Raw genomic sequence first — 18,356 nt, 5'->3', positions numbered from 1 at the left:
GGGCCAGCACGAAGCTCAACACCTACACCAGCAGCGCCACCACCTCACTCCACGACAGGGAAGACGGCAGGTCTGCGAAGCGAGTCCGGGTCCTGTCGGCGTGCAGGATGAACAGCGGCAGGCACCAGTACATGCCTTGCAACACGAACGCCGTGAACCAGGGGGAGTTCGGGATCTGCCACTCCCAGGTGCTGAGGGAGGGCCGCTTGCACCCGCTCGGCCGCGGTGAACGGCAGCAGCTGCGCCGCGTCCTCCCACTTCAGGGCGATCTCGGCGTCGCTCAGGGGCATGCTCAGGCGCCGCCGGGACCGGCGATGCCCCGCACGAAGAAGCCGCAGCCGGACTTGCCGTCGGCATGCGGCACGGTGCAGTCGCAGAAGACCAGCATGGTGCCGCGCGGAGCGGATGGGTGCTGAGGGGCGCGCCACGCCAGCGGGCCGTGCCACCTCTCCTCGGTCATGTCCGGCCGCACCGGGTACGTGGTCATCACCAGCCGTTTGCTGACCGGATGCCCGCAGCGCGGGCAGTGACCGGCCTTCACCCAGTCCTGGCCATCCAGCTGCCAGGGCCAGCCCTGCACGTCTGCCACCTGGAGCGCGCTGCCTTCCTCGAGTCGGTACGGCACCTCGTTCGCGGCCATCCTGCCTCCTGGGAGTCGCGGCCTCCCTGTCCTGATGGTGGACCGGCGGAGGCGTCCTGGCAAGCGGACGAAGTCAGGGGGCAGACACGCCGCAGGTCGCCGCACTGGTGAGCTCAGGGCGGTACTCGAAGTGCATGGTGTCGTAGTGGTACCAACGCCCACCCCAGATCCACCCGTGCCGCTCGAAGATCTGGACCAGGGCCAGCGGCAGTCGGTTGCGGTACCGGATGCCCGGCTGCCCTTCTTTGAAGCCACGCCACAACCAGTAGTCCGAGTACGCCGTGTTCAGGTCGATGGCGGCCCCGAAACTATGAACACTTTGCCGAGGTGTGCCCGCCACCTTACGCCACAGGAAGGTCCCCGCGCTGGGATGTACGTAGCGCAGCAGTTCCGGATGCTGAGCAACCTCGTTGGCGACCGCCCGCAGGGAGGCGGCCGCGCCGTTCACCCCCGTGACCTGTACCGTCTGCCCGAACCAGTTCACTGGCTCCAGGTGGGAGCGGACCTCGCGGGCACTGGCGCCATACATCTTGAAGAACAGCGGCTCGTAGCGGGTGCGCCCAGGATCGAAGGTGAAGGAGGGCGTGTTCAAGGACTGACAGGCCGGGTAGGGCAGTTCCAGCTGATCCAGCAGGCCCGGCTGATCCAGCCGCGCGGAGTAGGACCTGGTGGCGTTATGGGTGAGCGGCATGCGTGTGCCGTCCTTCCAGACCAGCTCCTTCCCATCGAGCCTGGCCAGGAAGTCCGGGTAGGCTTGGATCAGCCGGGTGACCCGAGTCTGCTCTTCAGCTGTGAGCGGCTGAGCCATCGCCACTGGCGCCAGGACCAGACTGGCCACGCCCAACAGCCTCAGGGGGTGCCGTCGTTGATCCATGGCGCCCGCCCGTCACAGCTCAACCAGACCTTGGTCGAATCGTCCATGGTGGTGTCCAGCGAACGGGAGCACTCCAGGGGCACTGAGCCAAGGTCAGGGGCCACCTCGAGGAACCCCCAGCTGTTCTGCACGTCCAGCCAGGTGGTGATGGCGGCCTTCCGCTCGGGGCGCAGGTTGAAGTGCTCCCAGTCCCAGGTACTCTCTGTCGCTGCCCTGGTGAAGAGGGTGCGCTTAGGACGCGTGAGGGTCACGCGCTGGGCGTCCAAGGTCACCCGGCTGACCCGGCCCGCCGGAATCCTGGACCAGGAGCCTATCCCGATCCGCAGCCTGGGGTCCCCCGAGGTCCACTGGCTGACCAGAACGGCAGTGTCGCTGGACGTGACCTGGCCGGTGGCCTGCGGCCTCAAGGTCAGCCGGGACCTGAGGGGCGGCGCGGCTCTACGGACCAGGCCGGAACGCGACGGGGCCGAGGAGGCGTTGGCCATACGCCAGTGTAAGCCCCCTCAACTGCGGCCGCCTCACAGGTAGGGGACAGCAGCAGGAATGCAAAAGGGTGGGTGATCAGACGACCCTTCGCGAGTGTTGGCGGTGGTCGCTGGCGTTAGCCGAACTTCGACCCCACCCCGCACAAGCGTACAAGGCGGGCCCGTATCGCCGGCCCCCTGCCAAAGGGAAGCATGTCCGTGCCCCTCCGTCGTTCAGTGAGCCCTGTGCTTCACCCGGGCGCACGCCCAGATGGATATGGACCCGCGCACCACGCCCAGACCCGGGCCAGGTCGGTCGGCAGATTCGGCACGGTGAGCAGCATGTCGGGCGCCTGCACGGCCGCGTCGTGGGCCCGTGCTGGCCCGCTCCACTGGAACAGCAGTCGGGCCAGCGGGAGGACCACGGCGCCCAGGCCACGACCAGCAGGAGGTGGGAGCACGCCGGCCCCGGGTCGAGCCGCGGGCGACCAACGAGGTCCCCCGCCGGCGCGGCGCCCAGGGTGGACCTGGGCCGCTGCCTCGAGCGGGAGCGCCGCCCGGGCCCGCCCAGCCCCCGTTACTGCGCGGATTGGTGCGGGAGGGTGAAGTGAAAGGCGCTGCCCTCTCCGGGTCTGGTGTCGACCCAGATCCGGCCCCCGTGGTGCTCCACGATTTTCCGTACGATGGCCAGCCCCATCCCGTTGCCCGCGTAGTGCTGCCGCATGTGCAGCCGCTGGAACATCTGGAACACCCGCTCGGCGTACTGCGGTTCGAAGCCGATTCCGTTGTCCTGCACGGTCAACCGCCAGCCGTCCGGCTCCCGCCGCGCCGCCACGTGAATCTCCGGGGGGACGTCCTCCCGGCGGAATTTGATGGCGTTGCCCAGCAGGTTCTGGAAGAGTTGCGTGAGCTGGGACGGCGAGCCGTTCACGCTGGGCAGCGGGTCATGGGTGACCACCGCGCCACTGTGCTCCACGGCGGCCTGCAGGCCCCGCAGCGCTTCGCGGAGCGGGTCGTGCAGCGCCACCTGCTGTTGCGGTTCATGCACCGCCCCCAGGCGTGAAAACACCAGCAGGTCGTCGATCAGGGTCTTCATCCGCTGCGCGCCATCGCTGACGAGGTGCAGATAGCGGCGCCCCCGCTCGTCGAGCACGGCACTGTAGCGCAGGTCGATCAGCTCCGCGAAACTCGCGACGGTCCGCAGCGGCTCCTGCAGGTCGTGCGACGCGACGTAGGCGAAGCGCTCGAGTTCCGCGTTGCTGCGCTCCAGGTCCCGGGTGCGCAGCCGGAGCGCCTGCGCGCTTTCCGCGCCTTCCAGCGCGAGGCCCAGGCTGCGCGAGACCGTCTCCAGCACCGCCTGGTCCATCGGCGTCCACTGCCGCTGCACCAGCACCCCCACGCCCAGCAGGCCGTGCACCGCGCCGTTGACCAGCACCGGGAGCATGGCGGCGGCGCGCACATGCGGCGCCACGTCCGGATCCGTGTCGGCGCCCTGGGTGGAGGTGTCCTCGAACACCGGCTGTCGCGTCTGCCAGGCCCGGTCCAGGGGGGCGGTGTGCCCCCGGAGCAGCCCGGCGTCCACCGCCCGCTGCAGGTCCGGGTCGCCCAGCTGCCCGACCTGCGAGCGGCTGACCCAGCGGGCCTGCTCCGGCTGCCAGTACAGGGCGTACCCCTCCGGCAGGAGCGACATCAGGATCTCCTGCGCGCGCCGGACCAGCGCGAGGCTGTCCCCGGCGGTGGTCAGGTCGCGCGTCAGCAGCGCAAATGCCTCCAGGGCGCGCGACCGGGCGTCCAGCGCGTCGCGCTGCGCTTCCATGTGTGTTGTCTGCGCGGCGCGCTCCAGCGCCAGGGTGAAGCTGCGCCCGACCGCGCCGAACAACGCCTTGTCGCGCTCAGTCCAGCAGGACGTGCCGGTGCGGCCCATCGACAGGATGCCGAGCACGTCCCCCTCCACCACCAGCGGGAACGCGCCCACCGCCCCAAAGCCCTCCGAGCGCTCGACCTGTTCCCGGTCGGCGTCCCAGCCGTCCACGTACACCGGGGTGCGGGTGCGCAGCACGCTCGTGATGGCCGGCGTGTCGCTGGGCAGCCCGGCCTGCAGCGACCGCACCACCGCCGGGTCCATGTTGTCGCTCCATTCCCGCAGCGTCCAGACGGGGCCGTCCGGGGCGTAGTAGCCCACGGCGTCGTCCGGAAACCGCGTGCGCAGCACGGCGATCGCCTGCCGGGCCAGGGCGCGCACATTCGTCTCGCTGCCGACCGCCTCGGTCAACGCCGCGAAAGCGTCCAGGGACGTCGCCTGCGCTTCGAGTTCCTCGGTGCGTTGCCGCACCCGGCCTTCCAGCTGCGTGTGGCTGTCCTGCAGCTGCTGGTACAGCCGGGCGTTGTCCAGCGCGACGGCCGTCTGCGTCGCGAGCCCGAGCGCCAGCTGCTCGGCGCGGTCGTCGAACACCCCCGGTTCCGGGTGCCCGAAAAACAAGCCGCCCAGCACCTCACCGCGGCGCGACACGACCGGCACCGCCAGGTAACTGCGGACCGGCAGGTGACCCTCCGGCATCCCGTGGTGCGGCGCATTGTGGCCGTAGCGGGGGTCCTGGGTGATGTCCGCGACCCGCATCACCCCGTCCCCGGCGAAGGTCGGGCCGAACACCTGAGTGTTGCGGGGCATCGGAAACCCGGCGAACGCTTCGCGCGGCGCGCCGGAGAGGGTGTAGAGCGTGTAGCTCTCCTGGCGTTGGTTGACGACGTTGTAGAAGAACGCTCCGAACGCGGCGCCCGTCAGTTCCACCGACGCGTCCGTGACCGCCTGCACCAGCGTGCCCAGGTCGAGTTCCGCCGAGACCAGCCGGTTGACCCGGTTGAGGGTGCCGAGCAGTTCGGCCTGCTGCTGGTGGTACACCGTCGCGTTCACCCGGATCAACGCCTGGGTGGCCAGCGTCACCAGGGTCTGCAGGAACGTGCGTTCCGGTTCGTCGAAGTGCCGCTCCTCCTGGAAACTCAGGCTCAGCACGCCCCACAGCGTGCCGTTCAGCAGCAGCGGCAGCGCCGCCAGACTGCGCGTCTGCTCCCCCCGCACCCCCACGGCGTCCGGGTACGCCCGGTCGAACTGCTCACCACTGATGAAGACCGGCACGCGGCGCCGGGCGGCGTCGCACACCGGGATGTCGAGGCTCAGGGGGAAGCGTTCAAACCGGGCCCGGAGCGCCGCGGGGTAGTTCACCTCGTCCAGCAGCTGCAGATGCTCCCCGTCCGCGGACGGCACGACCAGCGAACCCGTGAGCGCGCCGGCCGCGGTGGTGGCTTCGTGCATCAGGGCCTTCACGACGTCGTCCACCACCTGCACGCTGGTGAGGGCCGCGGTGAAGCGTTGCAGGGCCGCCGTCCGGTGCTGCTCGGTCACGTTCCGGATGTGCACGCCCAGCCCGGAGGCGCCCGGCACGACCTGCACCTGCACCCACCCGCCGAACGCGGGATTGAACGCGTCGTACTGGACCGGCCGCTGCTCCGCCTGTGCGCAGCGGCTCGCGTCCAGCCAGGTGGGGCTGAAGGCGAACCCGAAGTCCGCTTCCAGCGACCGGCCGATCAGGTCCGCCGGCGTCAGGTGCACCATGGCCGCGGCCGCCGCGTTCGCGTACACAAAGACGCCGTGCGGATCCAGGCTGAAAAAGGGGTCCGGGCTGCGGTCAAGCAGCGAAACCAGGGCATCCGGGACGGGCACCTGAGGCGGACGCGTCACGGGGCAGGCGTCCTGAAGCGGCGGCGGAGGGAGCGGCGGAAGGTCACGGTCCGTGCAGTCTAGAGCCTCGGGGCCCGACCCGGCGTGGAAGGCCGTCACCGGCAGAAGCGGCTTACCCAGCGGGGCCCACACCACCGGGCAGGGACCGGCCAGCCGGTGCATCGGGTTGACCCCCCGTGCGTCACCCGCGACAGGAAAGAACTCAAGGCGACCTGCGAGCCGATTTTGTTTGCCGGGGAGGCCGCACCGCGGGCACCGCCCCCGGACCTTCTGGACGTCCTCCAGGCTCAGCCCCCCGGGCGGATGTGCACCGTGCACGGCAGGACGCCATCAGGTGCACCCCACGAAGGCCGGCCCAGGGCAGCGCGGAAGCGGACCCTGGCGCGTCAGAAGGCGCTGGCGTGCACGCCGATCCGCCCGGCAGACGCGGCCGTCGCCCCACCCCCGTGGGTGTCATGGGCGCACCGGCCAACGGTCCGTGGGTTCGGAGCCGCGGCGGAGCGTCCGCGGTGGGGGTCCAGCCGCGTTCCACCGCCCGTGGGTCTCCGCATTCCGCGAGGCCGAGCGGGAGGGGCGGTGAAGCACCGCCCGCGGCGCGCCTGGGGAACACGTTCATGAACGGGTGTGGAGGGACGCGTGTCAGAACAGCTGGTCTACCGTGAAGGCATGAAAGCGCTCGGTACGGTTGCAGGTGTGGTTTCGTTCAGTCTCGGCATGGCGTCACTCGTCGCGGGGGACGTCTCCGGTTCGCTGTGGTCGCTGACCGGCGTCACCCTGGCGTGGTACTCCCGCCCGGACTTCATGAGGCGCTAGCCGGCGGCCGCCGCGGGCGGAAGCGTGCCGCGACCGCCCGCGGTCACGCGCTGGCAGCGCTCCGCCACGCACTCCACCCGCCGTTCCGGCCAACGGTCCCTCCTCCAGTCCTGGAGGGTTCATTACCAGGCGCTCCCTAAAGGGGTCATGTGCCAGGTGGAGGGGAAGCCGGACGGGCAAGCCCTTCGCTTCGGCCCAGTCACGCTTGCCCGTCCGGAAGGCGTCGTCGCGGGCGCGCTGCACCGACCTCCACGGGCGGACCGACCCGTCCGGGCGGCTGGGGTGCCAGCCGAGTGCCGGCCCGGTCAGCGCACGGCATTGCCCGCGTCGGTGCCTGGCGGCTGCCCGGCGGGGTGCCAGCCGAGTGCCGGCGCGATGTGCTGGGCGATGGTGCCGAGCAGGCGCGTGTTGTACGTCACGCCCAGCTGGTTCGGCACGGTGAGCAGCAGCGTGTCGGCCGCCTGCACCGCCGCGTCGTGCCGCAGCGCCTCGGCGATCACGTCCGGCGCGCCGACGTAGCTTCGGCCGAAGCGCGCGCGGACACCCTCGAGCACGCCCACCTGGTCGTGCGCCGGGCTGCCGCCGAACAGCTGCCGGTCGAGGTCCGTCACGACCGGCAGCACGCTGCGGCTCACCGAGACGCGCGGCTCGCCGGGCCACCCGGCCGCGCGCCACGCGTCTCGGAACACCTGGATCTGCTCGGCCTGCAGTTCATCGAAGGGACGGCCGGTGTCTTCGCTGAGCAGGGTGCTGCTCATCAGGTTCAGGCCCTGCTCCCCGGCCCACGCGGCCGTCTGGCGCGTGCCGGACCCCCACCACAGCCGCTGGGCCAGCGACGGCGATTGCGGCTGGATGGCCAGCATCCCGCTGGACGGCCGTCCGCCCGCCGCGGCGGGCACCACCGGCGCGCCCGCGATGGCCGCCCGGAACTGCTGCGTTTTGCGCCGGGCCAGGTCCCCGTCCGTTTCGTGCTCGCCGGGCGTGTACCCGAACGCCTCCGCGCCGCGGTACGCCGGTTCCGGGGAGCCGCGGCTGAGGCCCAGCTGCAGCCGCCCGCCGCTCAGCAGGTCGGTGCTGGCCGCCTCCTCCGCCATGTACAGCGGGTGCTCGTAACGCATGTCGATCACCCCGGTGCCCAGCTCGATCCGCTGGGTGCGCGCCGCCATCGCGGCCAGTAGCGGGAACGGCGCCGAGAATTGCCGCGCGAAGTGATGCACCCGGACGTACGCGCCGTCCAGGCCCAGCGCCTCGGCCGCCACCGCCAGCTCGACCGTCTGCAGCAGCGCGTCGCGGGCGGTGGGGGTGAGCGAGCCGGGCGCGGCCTGCCAGTGCCCGAACGTCAGGAAGCCGATGCGTTTGCCGGGCATCATGCGCCCCCCGAGCCGCCGCGGGCGTAGGCGGGCGCGGTCGGCGCTTCAGCGGGCTGGAGGCTCGGGCGCGGCGCGTCCCGCAGCCCCAGCGCGATCAGCAGGCCCGCCACCGCCAGACCCGCGCCGACCAGCGCCGACGCGGTGTAGCCGTACCCGGCGGCGATCGGCAGCCCGCCCAGGAACGCCCCGAGCGCGTTCGCGAGGTTGAAGGCACTCTGGTTGGTGGCGGCCGCGAGCGTCTCGGCGCCCCGCGCCGACTGCAGCGTGATCAGCTGCAGCGGGCTGGCCAGCGAGAAGGCGATGGTGGTGAAGAGGAAGAGGGTCACCACGGCCGTCACTGGCCCGTGCGCGGCGAACGACAGCACCACCAGGATGGCCGCCAGGGCGGCGAGCAGCGCCAGGGTGGCCCGCCGGGGCGCCCGGTCCGCGACCCGGCCGCCGATCAGGTTGCCGGCCATCATGCCGAGACCCGCCACCATCAGGATCGGCGTCACCGCCGCCGCGCGGAAGCCGGCCACCTCGGTCATCAGCGGCGCGACGTAACTGAATGCCGCGAACATGCTGCCGAAGCCGATCACCGTGACGGCCATGATCCGCCACAGCTGCGGGTTCCGGAACGCGCGCAGCTGCTGCCGCAGGCCGCCCGCCTGGTTGTTGTCGAGGTCCGGGATCCAGCGCCACACGCCCAGGGCGGACAGCACCCCGATCAGCGCCACGACCGCGAAGGTCACGCGCCAGCTGAACGTCTGACCGAGCCACGTGCCGAACGGCACGCCCACCACGTTGGCGAACGACAGGCCCAGGAACACCAGCGCCATCGTCTGCGCCTCGCGCCCCCGCGGGGCGAGCCGGGCGGCGACCACCGCGCCCACCCCGAAGAACGCCCCGTGCGGCAGGCCCGACAGCAGCCGGGTGAGCATCAGCAGCGGGTAGCTGGGCGCCACGGCTGACAGCAGGTTGCCGAGCGTGAACAGCGCCATCAGCAGCGTCAGCACCGGTTTGGGCTTCAGGTGGCGGGTGAGGGCCGCCAGCGTCGGCGCGCCCACCACCACCCCCAGCGCGTACGCGCTGATCAGCAGCCCCGCCGCGGTGATGCTGACGTGCAGGGAGGTTGCGATGTCGGGCAGCAGGCCCATCGCGACGAATTCGGTCATGCCGATGCCGAAGGCACCCACGGCGAGGGAGAAGACAGGCAATCGCACGACCGATCCTAAGAGCTCCCGGCGGCCCGCAGGGTAAAGCATGCACATTCGAGCGGGCCCGTCGCCCGCCCGGCACCGTCCGCCCGGGTTACGGCAGCGGCACCAGCGAGCGCCGCCGGCCCTCGAAGCGGGCGAAGTGGGTGTACCCGAGTTGCCGCAGCAGCGCCACCGCGCGGGGGAAGTCGGCCGCCACGTCCTCCGGGCGGTGCGCGTCCGAGCCGAACGTGACCGGCACCCCGTGCGCGCAGCAGCGCGCGAGCCATTCGGGTCCCGGGTACGGCTCGCCGAGGCCCTTGCGCCACCCGCTGGTGTTCAGTTCGATCGTGACGTCCGCCGACTTCAGCACCCGCAGGGTCTCCTCCAGCTGCGGGGTGAGGCTCAGCTCCGGGAGGTGACCGCGGGTTTTCAGCCCGTCCAGGTGCCCGATGATGTCGTACGCGCCGCTGCGCGCGGCCGCCTGCACGGTGCGCAGGTACTCGTCGTACACCTGGGCGGCCGACCGGCCCGGCGGGAGGGCCGGTTCGAAGATGCTCCACGTGCCGAGCCAGTGCACGCTGCCGATCACATAATCCAGGCCCGCGTCCTGCCACAGGGTCCGGTAGTGCTCGTCCCAGCCGAGCACGTAATCGCTCTCCACCCCGAGCCGCACCGTGATCTCGTCGCGCATCTCAGCCTGCACCTGCCGCATCTCCGCCAGGTACGCGGGCAGTTCCCCCTGCGCCATGGCGGTGCCGGGCCGTGCATGCGGATCGTCGCCGAGGTGGTAGATCGGGCTGTGGTCGCTCAGCCCGATCTCCGCAAGCCCGGAACGCACCGCCGCCCGCGCGTAGTCGATCAGCTCGCCGGACGCGTGCCCGCAGCGGCGATGATGGGTGTGGTAATCAACGAGCATGGCGCCTCCTCGCCCGCCGCAGGGCGCAGTCCTGCCGGGCTGCACCGATGCTACCGGAACACCGGCCGTGCCGGAGCGCCGCAGCCCCCACGTAGGCGCGGCTGCGCCACAGCCTGGTCACGGCTGAACTGCCGGGTCCGACGGGCCGGGTGGGTGACCGTGAGGGCTGTCCGCACGCTCGCCCGTGGTCATTCGTTTGGTCCGCTCGTCCACGCGCGGCACCCCGGGAGGAACGGCGGACCCTCCAGGCAGACACGGTGAAGTCCCGCGGTGGTGAAGCTGGACGCCACGGCCGCCCGGCCAGGCGCCACAAGGCGGCGTTCAGGCGTCGACGGAGGCCAGGGAAGGGCAACCGGACCAGCGGCACCCCGTTCACGCCCATCCACATGGCGCGCCGATCGGATGAACGGCTGGAGCTCGTTCGGGGCCGCGCTGCGAGTGGACGAGCGGCCCGCGTGGCGGGCAAGATGCAGACAGCCGACACGTCGGCAAGGAGGTGACGCGATGAACCCACGAGCCGAGCCGCGCCCGGCCAGAGGCATTCGCCAGGATCAGGCGGGTCACGGGGGCGCCGCATGAGCGCGGACGCCACCACGCCAGAGGGAATGCATGTGGTGCCGAGCGCCTTCCCCCCCGCGGAGACGGTGGACCGCCTGGAGGCGATCCTCCGGGAACGGCACTTCAGGGTGTTCGCGCGCATCGATCAGGCGCAGGAGGCCCGGCAGGTCGGGTTGACGCTCCGCCCGACGATCCTGCTGCTGTTCGGCGACCCGCAGAGTGGCACGGCCCTGATGCAGGCGTCGACCACCGCCGCGCTGGACCTCCCCCTGCGCATCGTCGCGTGGCAGGATGCGGCGCAGCACGCCTGGGTGACCTACGACGATCCCGCGTACCTGGGCCGTCGCCACCACCTGCCGGACGACCTGGTCGCCCGCATCTCCGGCATTCACGCGCTTGTCCACGCGGCCGCGGCCGAATGAACGCTGGGTCAGACGTGCCCCCGCGTTCGCGGTGTGCGCTCGTGATGGGTGCCGGCCGGGGCTCCGGTTCGTCCCAGAGGGGTGGGCCAGCCTGAAGGTCGAACGCCTCGCTTGGTCCTGCTGCGTGGGGCCGTCACGCGCCCGCTTCAGGCCTCGTCCGTGACCCTGCCGAACGTGCGCTGACCGCCTTCGAACGCGCCTCAGGGGCCGGTGACGTGCAGGACCAGCTTCCCGACGGTACGTCCGGTTTCCTGCGCGCGGTGCGCGTCTGCGACCCGGTCGAGCGGGAACACCTGGCTGACGTGGGGCCGAAGGGCCCCGTCCGCAATGAGCTGGTTGAACCGCTCGAGCTGCGCCCGGGACGGGTGCACCAGGAGGCGCTGCGCCGTCACGCCGTACTGCTCCGCCAACGCGGCAGACGGGGTGCCGACGATGGTCACCAGCCGCCCGCCCGGCCGGAGCACCTGGAAACTGCGCGCCTGCGTGTCGCCGCCGACCGTGTCGAACACCACGTCCACGCCCGACACCTGCTGCTCGAACGGCTGAGCACGGTAGTCAATGAACTGGTCCGCGCCCAGCTCGAGGATGAACGCCCGGTTGGCGAGCGACCCGGTGGCCAGGACGGTGGCGCCACGGGCTTTCGCCAGCTGTACCGCGAAGTGCCCCACCCCTCCGGCGCCGGCATGAATCAGCACCCGTTGCCCGGCCTGAAGGTCTGCCGCTTCGAACACCTGCTCGGCGGTCAGGGCGGCCAGGGTGGTCGCGGCGGCCTCCTCGAAGCTCAGCCGCGGCGGTTTGAGGGCCAGGTCCGCGGCGGGTGCGGCCACGTATTCGGCGTACGCGCGTCCCTCCTGGGGAAAGCGCACCATGCCATACACCGCGTCCCCGACCTGGAAGTCCGTGACGTCCGGGCCGAGGGCCTCGACCACCCCGGCGACATCCCAGCCGAGGATCACCGGGAAGGTCGTGAACGGCCCGTGCTGGCGCCACTTGTAATCGACCGGGTTGATCGCCACGGCACGCACCGCCACCAGCACTTCACCCGCCTGGGCGACGGGCGTGGGGAGGTCTTCTTGCTGAAAGACGTCCGGGCCGCCGTAGTGGCGGAGGGTCATCGCTTGCATACGTCGCCTCCTGGCCTGCCGGGCGAACGGAAGACGGCGGTCACCCGGACCGCGGTCGTTCGACCGGAGCACGGCAGGCAGTGTAAGTTTCGCGGGCGCGCTTGACAAGCCCGCAGACAGCACCCCGGGTACCGGCTGCCCGGCGCGGGTGGGTCGCGTGGCGGGCGCAGGGGCCGTGGCGAGCCGCACCCCGGACGGCGCCGCCGTTCAAGACGCTCGCCAGGTGAAGCCCAGCAACGGGCCTGATGGGCGTTCTGCGGGGACGTCCTGCATGGGCTGCATTCTGGCGCCCCACCCTGGACCTCAAACCCCTCGCCAGACGTCTGGTGGAGCGGCGCCGGAGGACATTCGCCTTGCTGAAGGCAGATGTCTGCTCGGCTCGTGGTCCTTGCCGGTCGGCTGGGAGCAGGCCCACGCAGGACCCCTTGGAGCGCAGCGGCCGCCGCGTGCCAGCCGCTGAGCATGGGTGCCTCGGGGAACCATGCGGAGGCGCCAGCCCGGAATCAACGGCCGCGGCGGTGATGGCTGGGTGTTCCGAACAACACGGCGGGCCAGCGGATGTCCGCTGGCCCGCCGTGGGTGTCGGGGGTTACTGGGGGCCGACGTTGACGTTGGCGGTGGTGAGCTTGGAGAGCCAGCGCTGGTACTCTTGCTTCTCGGTGTCGAGGGTGGCGGTGCCGCCGTTGACGTTGCCGCTGCAGATGGTGTTGTTCAGGCCGCAGTCCGGCACCCACCAGGGGTTGGTCGTGGTGGTGCCGTCACTCTTGACCTTGGTCCACATCACGAAGTTATCCCGCATCACGTTGTTCGCGAACATCGGCGGGCTCTTCTTCCCGAGATCGTAGGGATCCCACACGTACAGGCCCACGTTCTGCGCCGCGATCGGGCGGCCGTCCGGGAGGCGACCGCTGCTGATCACCCGGTTGTTGTAGATCTGGTTGTCCACGCCACCCGCGATGCCCAGTCCATGGTTGGAGGTGCTGACGATCTGGTTGTTGTACACCCGGGCGTGGCCCATCAGGCTCGGGTCACTCGCCTGCCCGTCGCCCAGCAGGATCCCGCCGCCCGGGTAGGTCGCGTTGGTGGCCGGGTCGGCGTTGTAGGCGCCCTGGATGTAGTTGTCGTGGACCCGCATCGGGCTGCTGGCGGTGCCGCTGCTCATGTACAGGTTGATGTTCTCTTCGGGATAGCTGTTGCCGGGCGTGTTGATGATCTCGTTCCAGCTGATGTCCACGTTGGCCACCTTCTGGATCGTGTTGAACAGCACCGCCTGCGCGATGGTGCGCTGCCCGTTGTACCCACCCGCCCCGTTGCTCTGGCGGCCATCGATGTTGCGCAGCTGGTTGTTGCGGATGCGGATGCCCTCACCCTTGCTGGGATCCCCGTAGAAGGCACGCAGGTAGATGCCGGTGCCATGCTCGAAGTAGTTGTTCTCGATGGTGATGTTGTACGCCTCTTCCAGGTTGGCAAACCGTCCGAAGATCTTGCCGTACACGTTGGGGTTGAGCACGTAGCCTTTGTTGTTGCGCAGGGTCACGCGGTTGCGGAAGCCCGCCACCAGGTTGCCGCGGCCGCGCAGCGTGCTGTTCTGAATGATCACCGGTTCACTGGTCTTGATCGTGATGACTGGGACGTTGGGGTCCGTGCTTTCCCAGTTGCCCGTGTATGTTCCGCCCTTGGTGATGGTGATCGGGCCACCGAAGCTCTGCGTCGTGATGGTCGTGCCGGAGCAGGTGTGCAGCACGGCGTTCGCCCAGTCCGCGTGGTCGTAGTTGTTGCCGTCGCCGGCGTCGGTGACGACCAGCTTCAGTTCCTGCTTGCCGCTGATGTTCACGTTGACGCTCTTGGTGGCGCTGCTGCCGGTCATGGTGCCGCTGTCATAGAGCTTGGCGCCGTCGGCGTATACCTGGAACACCACGCTGCCCTGGCTGCCCACCTCGTCGTCCAGACCGATGTCCGAGGTGAAGGTCGCGCACTTCCCGCCGGTGCTGAAGGTCATCGAGCTGTTGGCGTGCGTGCCGAAGCCGGTGGTGTAGGTCTTGCCGTTCAGCGCCAGGGTCTGGCCGTCGCCCGCCGTGCTGCCGGCGTTGCTCTTGTTCTTCTCGATGGGCCCCCAGCCGTTGGTGGCGGCGGTCCAGGTCTGGCTGCTCAGCGTGTTGTCGCCGTCCGTGATGGACAGCGCCCGGATGGTCTGGCTGGGTGCGGCGGTCCAGGGCGCACCCTGTCCGTCGTTCTCGAAGGTGCGGGCGGCACCGGCGGGCGCCGGGGTGCTGCCGCACGCGGCCAGCGTGGCGGTCAACGCGGTAACCAGGCCCAGAACAGCGGGACGTTTCAGCAGAGAAAAGGCAGCGAAAGAAGCGGTGGTCATGGAATCTCCTGTGGGTCTGCGCCGTGCGCGCGGCATGAGGCACCGACCAGGCGGAAGCCTGGGTCCGGGTGCTGGAGCGGAAGCGCGGAGACGATGCGGGGACAAGAGCGCTTACGGCGGAGGGAAGTGGTGGGTTCAGGGTGCGGTGTGTGGGGCCAGCGCAGTGGTCTGACCGGTGAACCGGGAGTTGATCGGGAAGAGCAGAAGGACAACGGTTCTGGTGCGGTTCGGGACGATTCGGTGAACCGTTGAAGGAAAACTGGGTAAAGTAAAACTAAACGTTTCCTTCGGGGGACATAAAAACCTATGCCGAAATGAAGAGCGTGAGATTCCTCTGATCCGTGTGCCGAAAAACCATGAGATAGCGGTAAAAAGACGCCTGAGACGGACAGGGAGGCGTGCAACAACATGAGAACCAGCAGCCGGAGGCGGCAGTTCGTCAGCCCACGCTGGGGGTCTCCGCTGCAGGGCCTGAGCTGAACCTGAGCTGAACCGGCGGCTCATGTCCTCGGGAGCGGCAGCGATCTCCTTCCCAAGGTCGACTGCTGCGGTGCGGGCATCTTCCGGGCACCGGGCTCCACACGGATGACCGAGCCGCTCACCGCACGCTCGGTCTGCAGAGCCCACAGGAGGACGCCCACACCCTGGCCGCCCACAGCACAGCCAGAACCGCGACGGTGCCCTCAGCAGCGGTCAGAGGCACAGGTACCCACCCTCATCGTGACCAGCCAGGGCCCCGTGCCGGCGGTGCGGGAGACGTTCACCGCGGGCGTGGCCGCCCCCACCCGTTCCGGTCCATCCGGTCGAAGATGTCACGCAAACGCGGCTCGCCGGCCCTGATCGGCGCGGCCGTGCCCACGTCGGGAAGGCACGAATCGTTGGTCGCTCCGGCACGGCAGGCCAGATGGAGTGCCCGGTCGCGTCCACCCGTGGGGCGTGCACCGATGCGGGCACCGGTCGGTTCCGGTGCCCCAGGGGGCGTCGCGGCCGCGGGGCGCCCGTGGCGCCAGGGCAAGCATCCACAGCAGGGTAAAGTCCGGCCGCCAGACGGCCGCCCGACCCAACCGGACCGGGCCCGGTTCGGCGGTGCAGCCTCAGTCGGGGTCCGGCCTCACGGCCCTTCGGGCGTTCTGGTAGGTGTTCCCCGCCAGGTCCACGCCGCGGGCCAGCCACAATCGGTGCCCGGGGTTCTTCTCCGGGATGATCCGGGCCGTGGTGGGGAAATACCGCATGGTGTAGCCCGCGCGGCGGACGTTGGAGGTGTTCGCCCGCGCGCCGTGCACGATGCGGGCCTCGTGTAGGCTCGCCTGGTTGGGCTCCAGCGTGAAGAACACCGCCTTCGTTTCGTCGATAGCTTCGGGCCTGATCCGCCGTTCGAAGCCCGCGAAGTGCGCCTCGGCGCCCTCCTTTTCGTACTCGGAAAACCCGTTCGTGTGGGTGCCGGGCATCACGCCCATCGAGCCGTTCTCCGGGAACACCGGGTCCAGCGCCAGCCAGACGGTGCAGATGCCCGCCATGTCCGAAATGCGGCCCATCCAGTACGCGCTGTCCTCGTGCCAGGGCGTCGCCTTCCCGGTGCGCGGCTCCTTGGAGATGAAGTGGCTGGCCCACAGCCCGATGTTCGGTCCGGTCAGCGGTTCGACCAGGTCGAGCACCTCCGGCGCGAGCAGGAACTCGAGCAGACGTTCGTCCCGGGTGTGGGGCATATCGAGGTTCGCCGCGCCGTACTCGGCCAGGTTCTCCTCGAAGATGGCCTTCAACCGCTCGAACCGCTGTGGCGCGAACACCGGCTGGCGAAAGAGGGTGTAGCCGTCGCACGCGTACTGCTGGATGTCCTCTCGCGTCAGTCGACCTGTCGCGTTCGCTTCCTTCGTCATCGCCTGACCTCCCAGCCTCAAGCGTAGGCGTGGGCGCAGGGGCCCGTCTTGCGAGCGACGGACGTGGTTTATGCTGTGTCAACATGACCGCGCCCCAACTTCGGTTCGAACGGGTCGCGCCCGGACGGGCCTTTCATGCGGCGGTCGTCCAGGTCCGCGGAGGCCAGGGGGTGACGGCGCACCGGCATGACTTCTGGGAACTCTTCGTGGTCCGTGAGGGCCAGGGCCGCCACCTGGTGGGCGGCGAGGACCTCCCGCTGGGCCCGGGCAGCCTGGTGCTGGTGCGTCCGGAGGATCAGCACCGCATCGAGACGCGGCCGGACGGTCACCTTCAGTTCGTGAATGTGGCGGTTCCCGACCGTGCGTGGCGGGAGATTGCCGCCTGGACCGGACTGCAGGGGACGCTGCAGGAGTGGTCGGCCACGGCCCTTCCACCGACTGTGACCGTGGCCGCGGAGCGGCGTGGCGAGTGCGTGGAGGCCTTTCGTCTGGCGCTGCGGGCGTATGGGCAGTCGCCGGACCGGCTCGCGCTGTGCCGGTTCCTCGGGGCGGTGCTGCCGCTGCTGTGCCCAGCACCGCCTCCGAGCGCGGCGGTTGGGCCACCGTGGCTGGCGCCCGCGCTGGCGCTGCTGCGCGACCCGGAGCACCTGCGCGCCGGGGTGCCGCGCCTGCTTGCGCACGCCGGGGTGAGCGCCACGCATCTGGCGCGGGTCGTGCGGGACGTGCACGGCGTGACCCCCACGCAGCTGGTGAACGGGCGGCGGCTCACGCGGGCGGCGGACCTGCTGATGACCACGCCCGCCGAGGTGATCGAGGTCGCGGCCCTGTGCGGCTTCGAGAACCTGTCGCACTTCTACCGGCTGTTCAAGCAGCGCTACGGCACACCGCCGGGCACCTTCCGCCTCGAAGCGCGCTCGGCCGTCGCCCCCTACCGTTCGGGCCGCGAGGAGGTGGACGAGGCGTGACGAGGTGACCCTCGCGCGGCGGTCGCCTGCAGGGCCGCGCCGATCCAAACTGGCCGATGACCCGTGGGCCAGCCTCACCCCACGCCTCCCGCTTCAACGCCCCTTCCGTCATCGCCGTCCACAGGACCACCGACGGATACGGAACGGCATGCTCTGGATGCTCGGTTCCGGCGCCCCCGGGCGAGACCTCCCTGAACAGGACGGCACGTGGCACAGCGTCTGCGTGCGTTTCCAACGCTGGACACGTCTGGGCCTCTGGCCGCGTCCCCTGCACCACCTGCGCCGCGATGCTGAGCCGCAGGGTCTGCTGGATGGGCGCAGACGTCCTTCGTTGACGGTACCGTCATCTGCGCTGACCCCGGTGCACTTGGTGGGCGGAACGGTCAGGCACTCGGCTGCTCCCGTGGTGGATTCCGCACTCAGCGACACGGCCGAACAGCAGGGAACGGCAGGCCGATCGCACTCGTTCTGTCTGGCGGTGGGTGGCACGAAGCGGCGGACCTGGAAGCCCTGCTTGACCTCGGTCGAGTCAAGCGGGAGCGGCACGCCCGCCCGCGTGCTCGTCCCGCCGTGCCGGTCGGTGACAGAGGATTGAGCGACCCGGGTGCGCGCCGTCTACGGCAGCGCATGGCGGTGCGGCCCCGACGTTCGGACCTCGGACGAACGACGTCGTTTGACGGCTGGTGAACCGCGGGCGGCACAGGGTCGAGCGCCTCATAGGCGCCTGAACCGCTCCCGTCAGGTCGTGCCGCGGGACGACAAGCTCGCCGTGATGTTCGGGGCGTGGGTCATGCCTGCCGGCGTCTTGAGGGGGCAGAGTCCCCGCCGGGAGACCAGGGCCGTACCGTGAACCTGTCCCGCGAGCCGTCCGCCGGCGCGTCGCTTCACGGAGTGGTGGGGCCCGGCGGGGGGGACGCGCAGACGGCATGTACGCTGAAGGTGTTCCCCGGAGGTGATCCCGACGCCCACGCTGCTGTTCCCGACCCTGCCGACCCTGTCCGGTGCCGTGATTGGGCTGGCGCTGCTGTACGTGGCGGCGGGCGTGTGCGTG

The 18,356-nt window shown here is 70.4% G+C and carries 15 protein-coding genes; 4 read left to right on the top strand and 11 right to left on the bottom strand.

What is annotated here, in order from left to right; genetic code table 11:
• Window positions 1-22: 22 nt before the first annotated feature.
• From ABOD76_RS04455 to ABOD76_RS04435, 5 genes are all read right to left on the bottom strand, one after another.
• The gene (locus tag ABOD76_RS04455) at window positions 23-145 is read right to left on the bottom strand and encodes a hypothetical protein (protein WP_350241826.1); all 123 of its coding nucleotides are present in this window, start codon (window positions 143-145) and stop codon (window positions 23-25) included.
• A 147-nt stretch (window positions 146-292) separates the two neighbouring features.
• Window positions 293-640, bottom strand: a complete 348-nt coding sequence (locus ABOD76_RS04450) for a hypothetical protein (RefSeq protein WP_350241825.1) — start codon at window positions 638-640, stop codon at window positions 293-295.
• 73 nt (window positions 641-713) lie between these two features.
• Window positions 714-1,331, bottom strand: coding sequence for a M15 family metallopeptidase (locus ABOD76_RS04445; protein WP_350241823.1), 618 nt, complete (start codon window positions 1,329-1,331; stop codon window positions 714-716).
• Window positions 1,332-1,489: 158 nt separating this feature from the next.
• Window positions 1,490-1,999, bottom strand: coding sequence for a hypothetical protein (locus ABOD76_RS04440; protein ID WP_350241821.1), 510 nt, complete (start codon window positions 1,997-1,999; stop codon window positions 1,490-1,492).
• A gap of 556 nt (window positions 2,000-2,555) precedes the next feature.
• Complete coding sequence (locus tag ABOD76_RS04435) at window positions 2,556-5,714, bottom strand: GAF domain-containing protein (RefSeq protein ID WP_350241819.1); 3,159 nt, start codon at window positions 5,712-5,714, stop codon at window positions 2,556-2,558.
• A gap of 636 nt (window positions 5,715-6,350) precedes the next feature.
• Here ABOD76_RS04435 and ABOD76_RS04430 point away from each other — a divergent pair.
• The gene (locus ABOD76_RS04430) at window positions 6,351-6,527 is read left to right on the top strand and encodes a hypothetical protein (protein ID WP_350241817.1); all 177 of its coding nucleotides are present in this window, start codon (window positions 6,351-6,353) and stop codon (window positions 6,525-6,527) included.
• Window positions 6,528-6,832: 305 nt separating this feature from the next.
• Here ABOD76_RS04430 and ABOD76_RS04425 read toward each other — a convergent pair whose 3' ends face one another.
• From ABOD76_RS04425 to ABOD76_RS04415, 3 genes are all read right to left on the bottom strand, one after another.
• On the bottom strand, window positions 6,833-7,894 hold the full coding sequence (locus ABOD76_RS04425) for an LLM class flavin-dependent oxidoreductase (protein WP_350242326.1): 1,062 nt from the start codon (window positions 7,892-7,894) through the stop codon (window positions 6,833-6,835).
• Window positions 7,894-9,099 (bottom strand): MFS transporter, encoded by a 1,206-nt coding sequence (locus ABOD76_RS04420; RefSeq protein WP_350241815.1) that lies wholly within the window; start codon window positions 9,097-9,099, stop codon window positions 7,894-7,896. Before ABOD76_RS04420 ends, ABOD76_RS04425 begins: the two co-directional genes overlap by 1 nt.
• An 88-nt stretch (window positions 9,100-9,187) precedes the next feature.
• Window positions 9,188-9,991 carry a histidinol-phosphatase HisJ family protein gene (locus ABOD76_RS04415; RefSeq protein ID WP_350241813.1) on the bottom strand — a complete coding sequence of 268 codons (804 nt, stop codon included), beginning with the start codon at window positions 9,989-9,991 and terminating at the stop codon, window positions 9,188-9,190.
• A gap of 575 nt (window positions 9,992-10,566) precedes the next feature.
• Between ABOD76_RS04415 and ABOD76_RS04410 the strand changes: the two genes are divergently transcribed.
• Window positions 10,567-10,971, top strand: coding sequence for a DUF302 domain-containing protein (locus ABOD76_RS04410; RefSeq protein WP_350241811.1), 405 nt, complete (start codon window positions 10,567-10,569; stop codon window positions 10,969-10,971).
• A gap of 200 nt (window positions 10,972-11,171) precedes the next feature.
• On the opposite strand, the gene ABOD76_RS04405 is transcribed toward ABOD76_RS04410, so the two are convergent.
• From ABOD76_RS04405 to ABOD76_RS04395, 3 genes are all read right to left on the bottom strand, one after another.
• The gene (locus ABOD76_RS04405) at window positions 11,172-12,095 is read right to left on the bottom strand and encodes an NADP-dependent oxidoreductase (protein WP_350241809.1); all 924 of its coding nucleotides are present in this window, start codon (window positions 12,093-12,095) and stop codon (window positions 11,172-11,174) included.
• 589 nt (window positions 12,096-12,684) lie between these two features.
• On the bottom strand, window positions 12,685-14,463 hold the full coding sequence (locus ABOD76_RS04400) for an NPCBM/NEW2 domain-containing protein (RefSeq protein ID WP_350241807.1): 1,779 nt from the start codon (window positions 14,461-14,463) through the stop codon (window positions 12,685-12,687).
• Window positions 14,464-15,557: 1,094 nt separating this feature from the next.
• The gene (locus ABOD76_RS04395) at window positions 15,558-16,340 is read right to left on the bottom strand and encodes a phytanoyl-CoA dioxygenase family protein (RefSeq protein WP_350241805.1); all 783 of its coding nucleotides are present in this window, start codon (window positions 16,338-16,340) and stop codon (window positions 15,558-15,560) included.
• Window positions 16,341-16,423: 83 nt separating this feature from the next.
• On the opposite strand from ABOD76_RS04395, the gene ABOD76_RS04390 reads away from it, so the two are divergent.
• Complete coding sequence (locus ABOD76_RS04390) at window positions 16,424-17,305, top strand: helix-turn-helix transcriptional regulator (protein ID WP_350241803.1); 882 nt, start codon at window positions 16,424-16,426, stop codon at window positions 17,303-17,305.
• Window positions 17,306-17,309: 4 nt separating this feature from the next.
• Complete coding sequence (locus tag ABOD76_RS04385) at window positions 17,310-17,900, top strand: transposase (protein WP_350241801.1); 591 nt, start codon at window positions 17,310-17,312, stop codon at window positions 17,898-17,900.
• Window positions 17,901-18,356: the final 456 nt, after the last annotated feature.

Source organism: Deinococcus sonorensis KR-87 (genome assembly GCF_040256395.1).
Lineage (GTDB): Bacteria > Deinococcota > Deinococci > Deinococcales > Deinococcaceae > Deinococcus > Deinococcus sonorensis.
The sequence above is the reverse complement of the archived record's forward strand: the minus strand, read 5'-3'. Positions and strand labels throughout refer to the sequence as shown.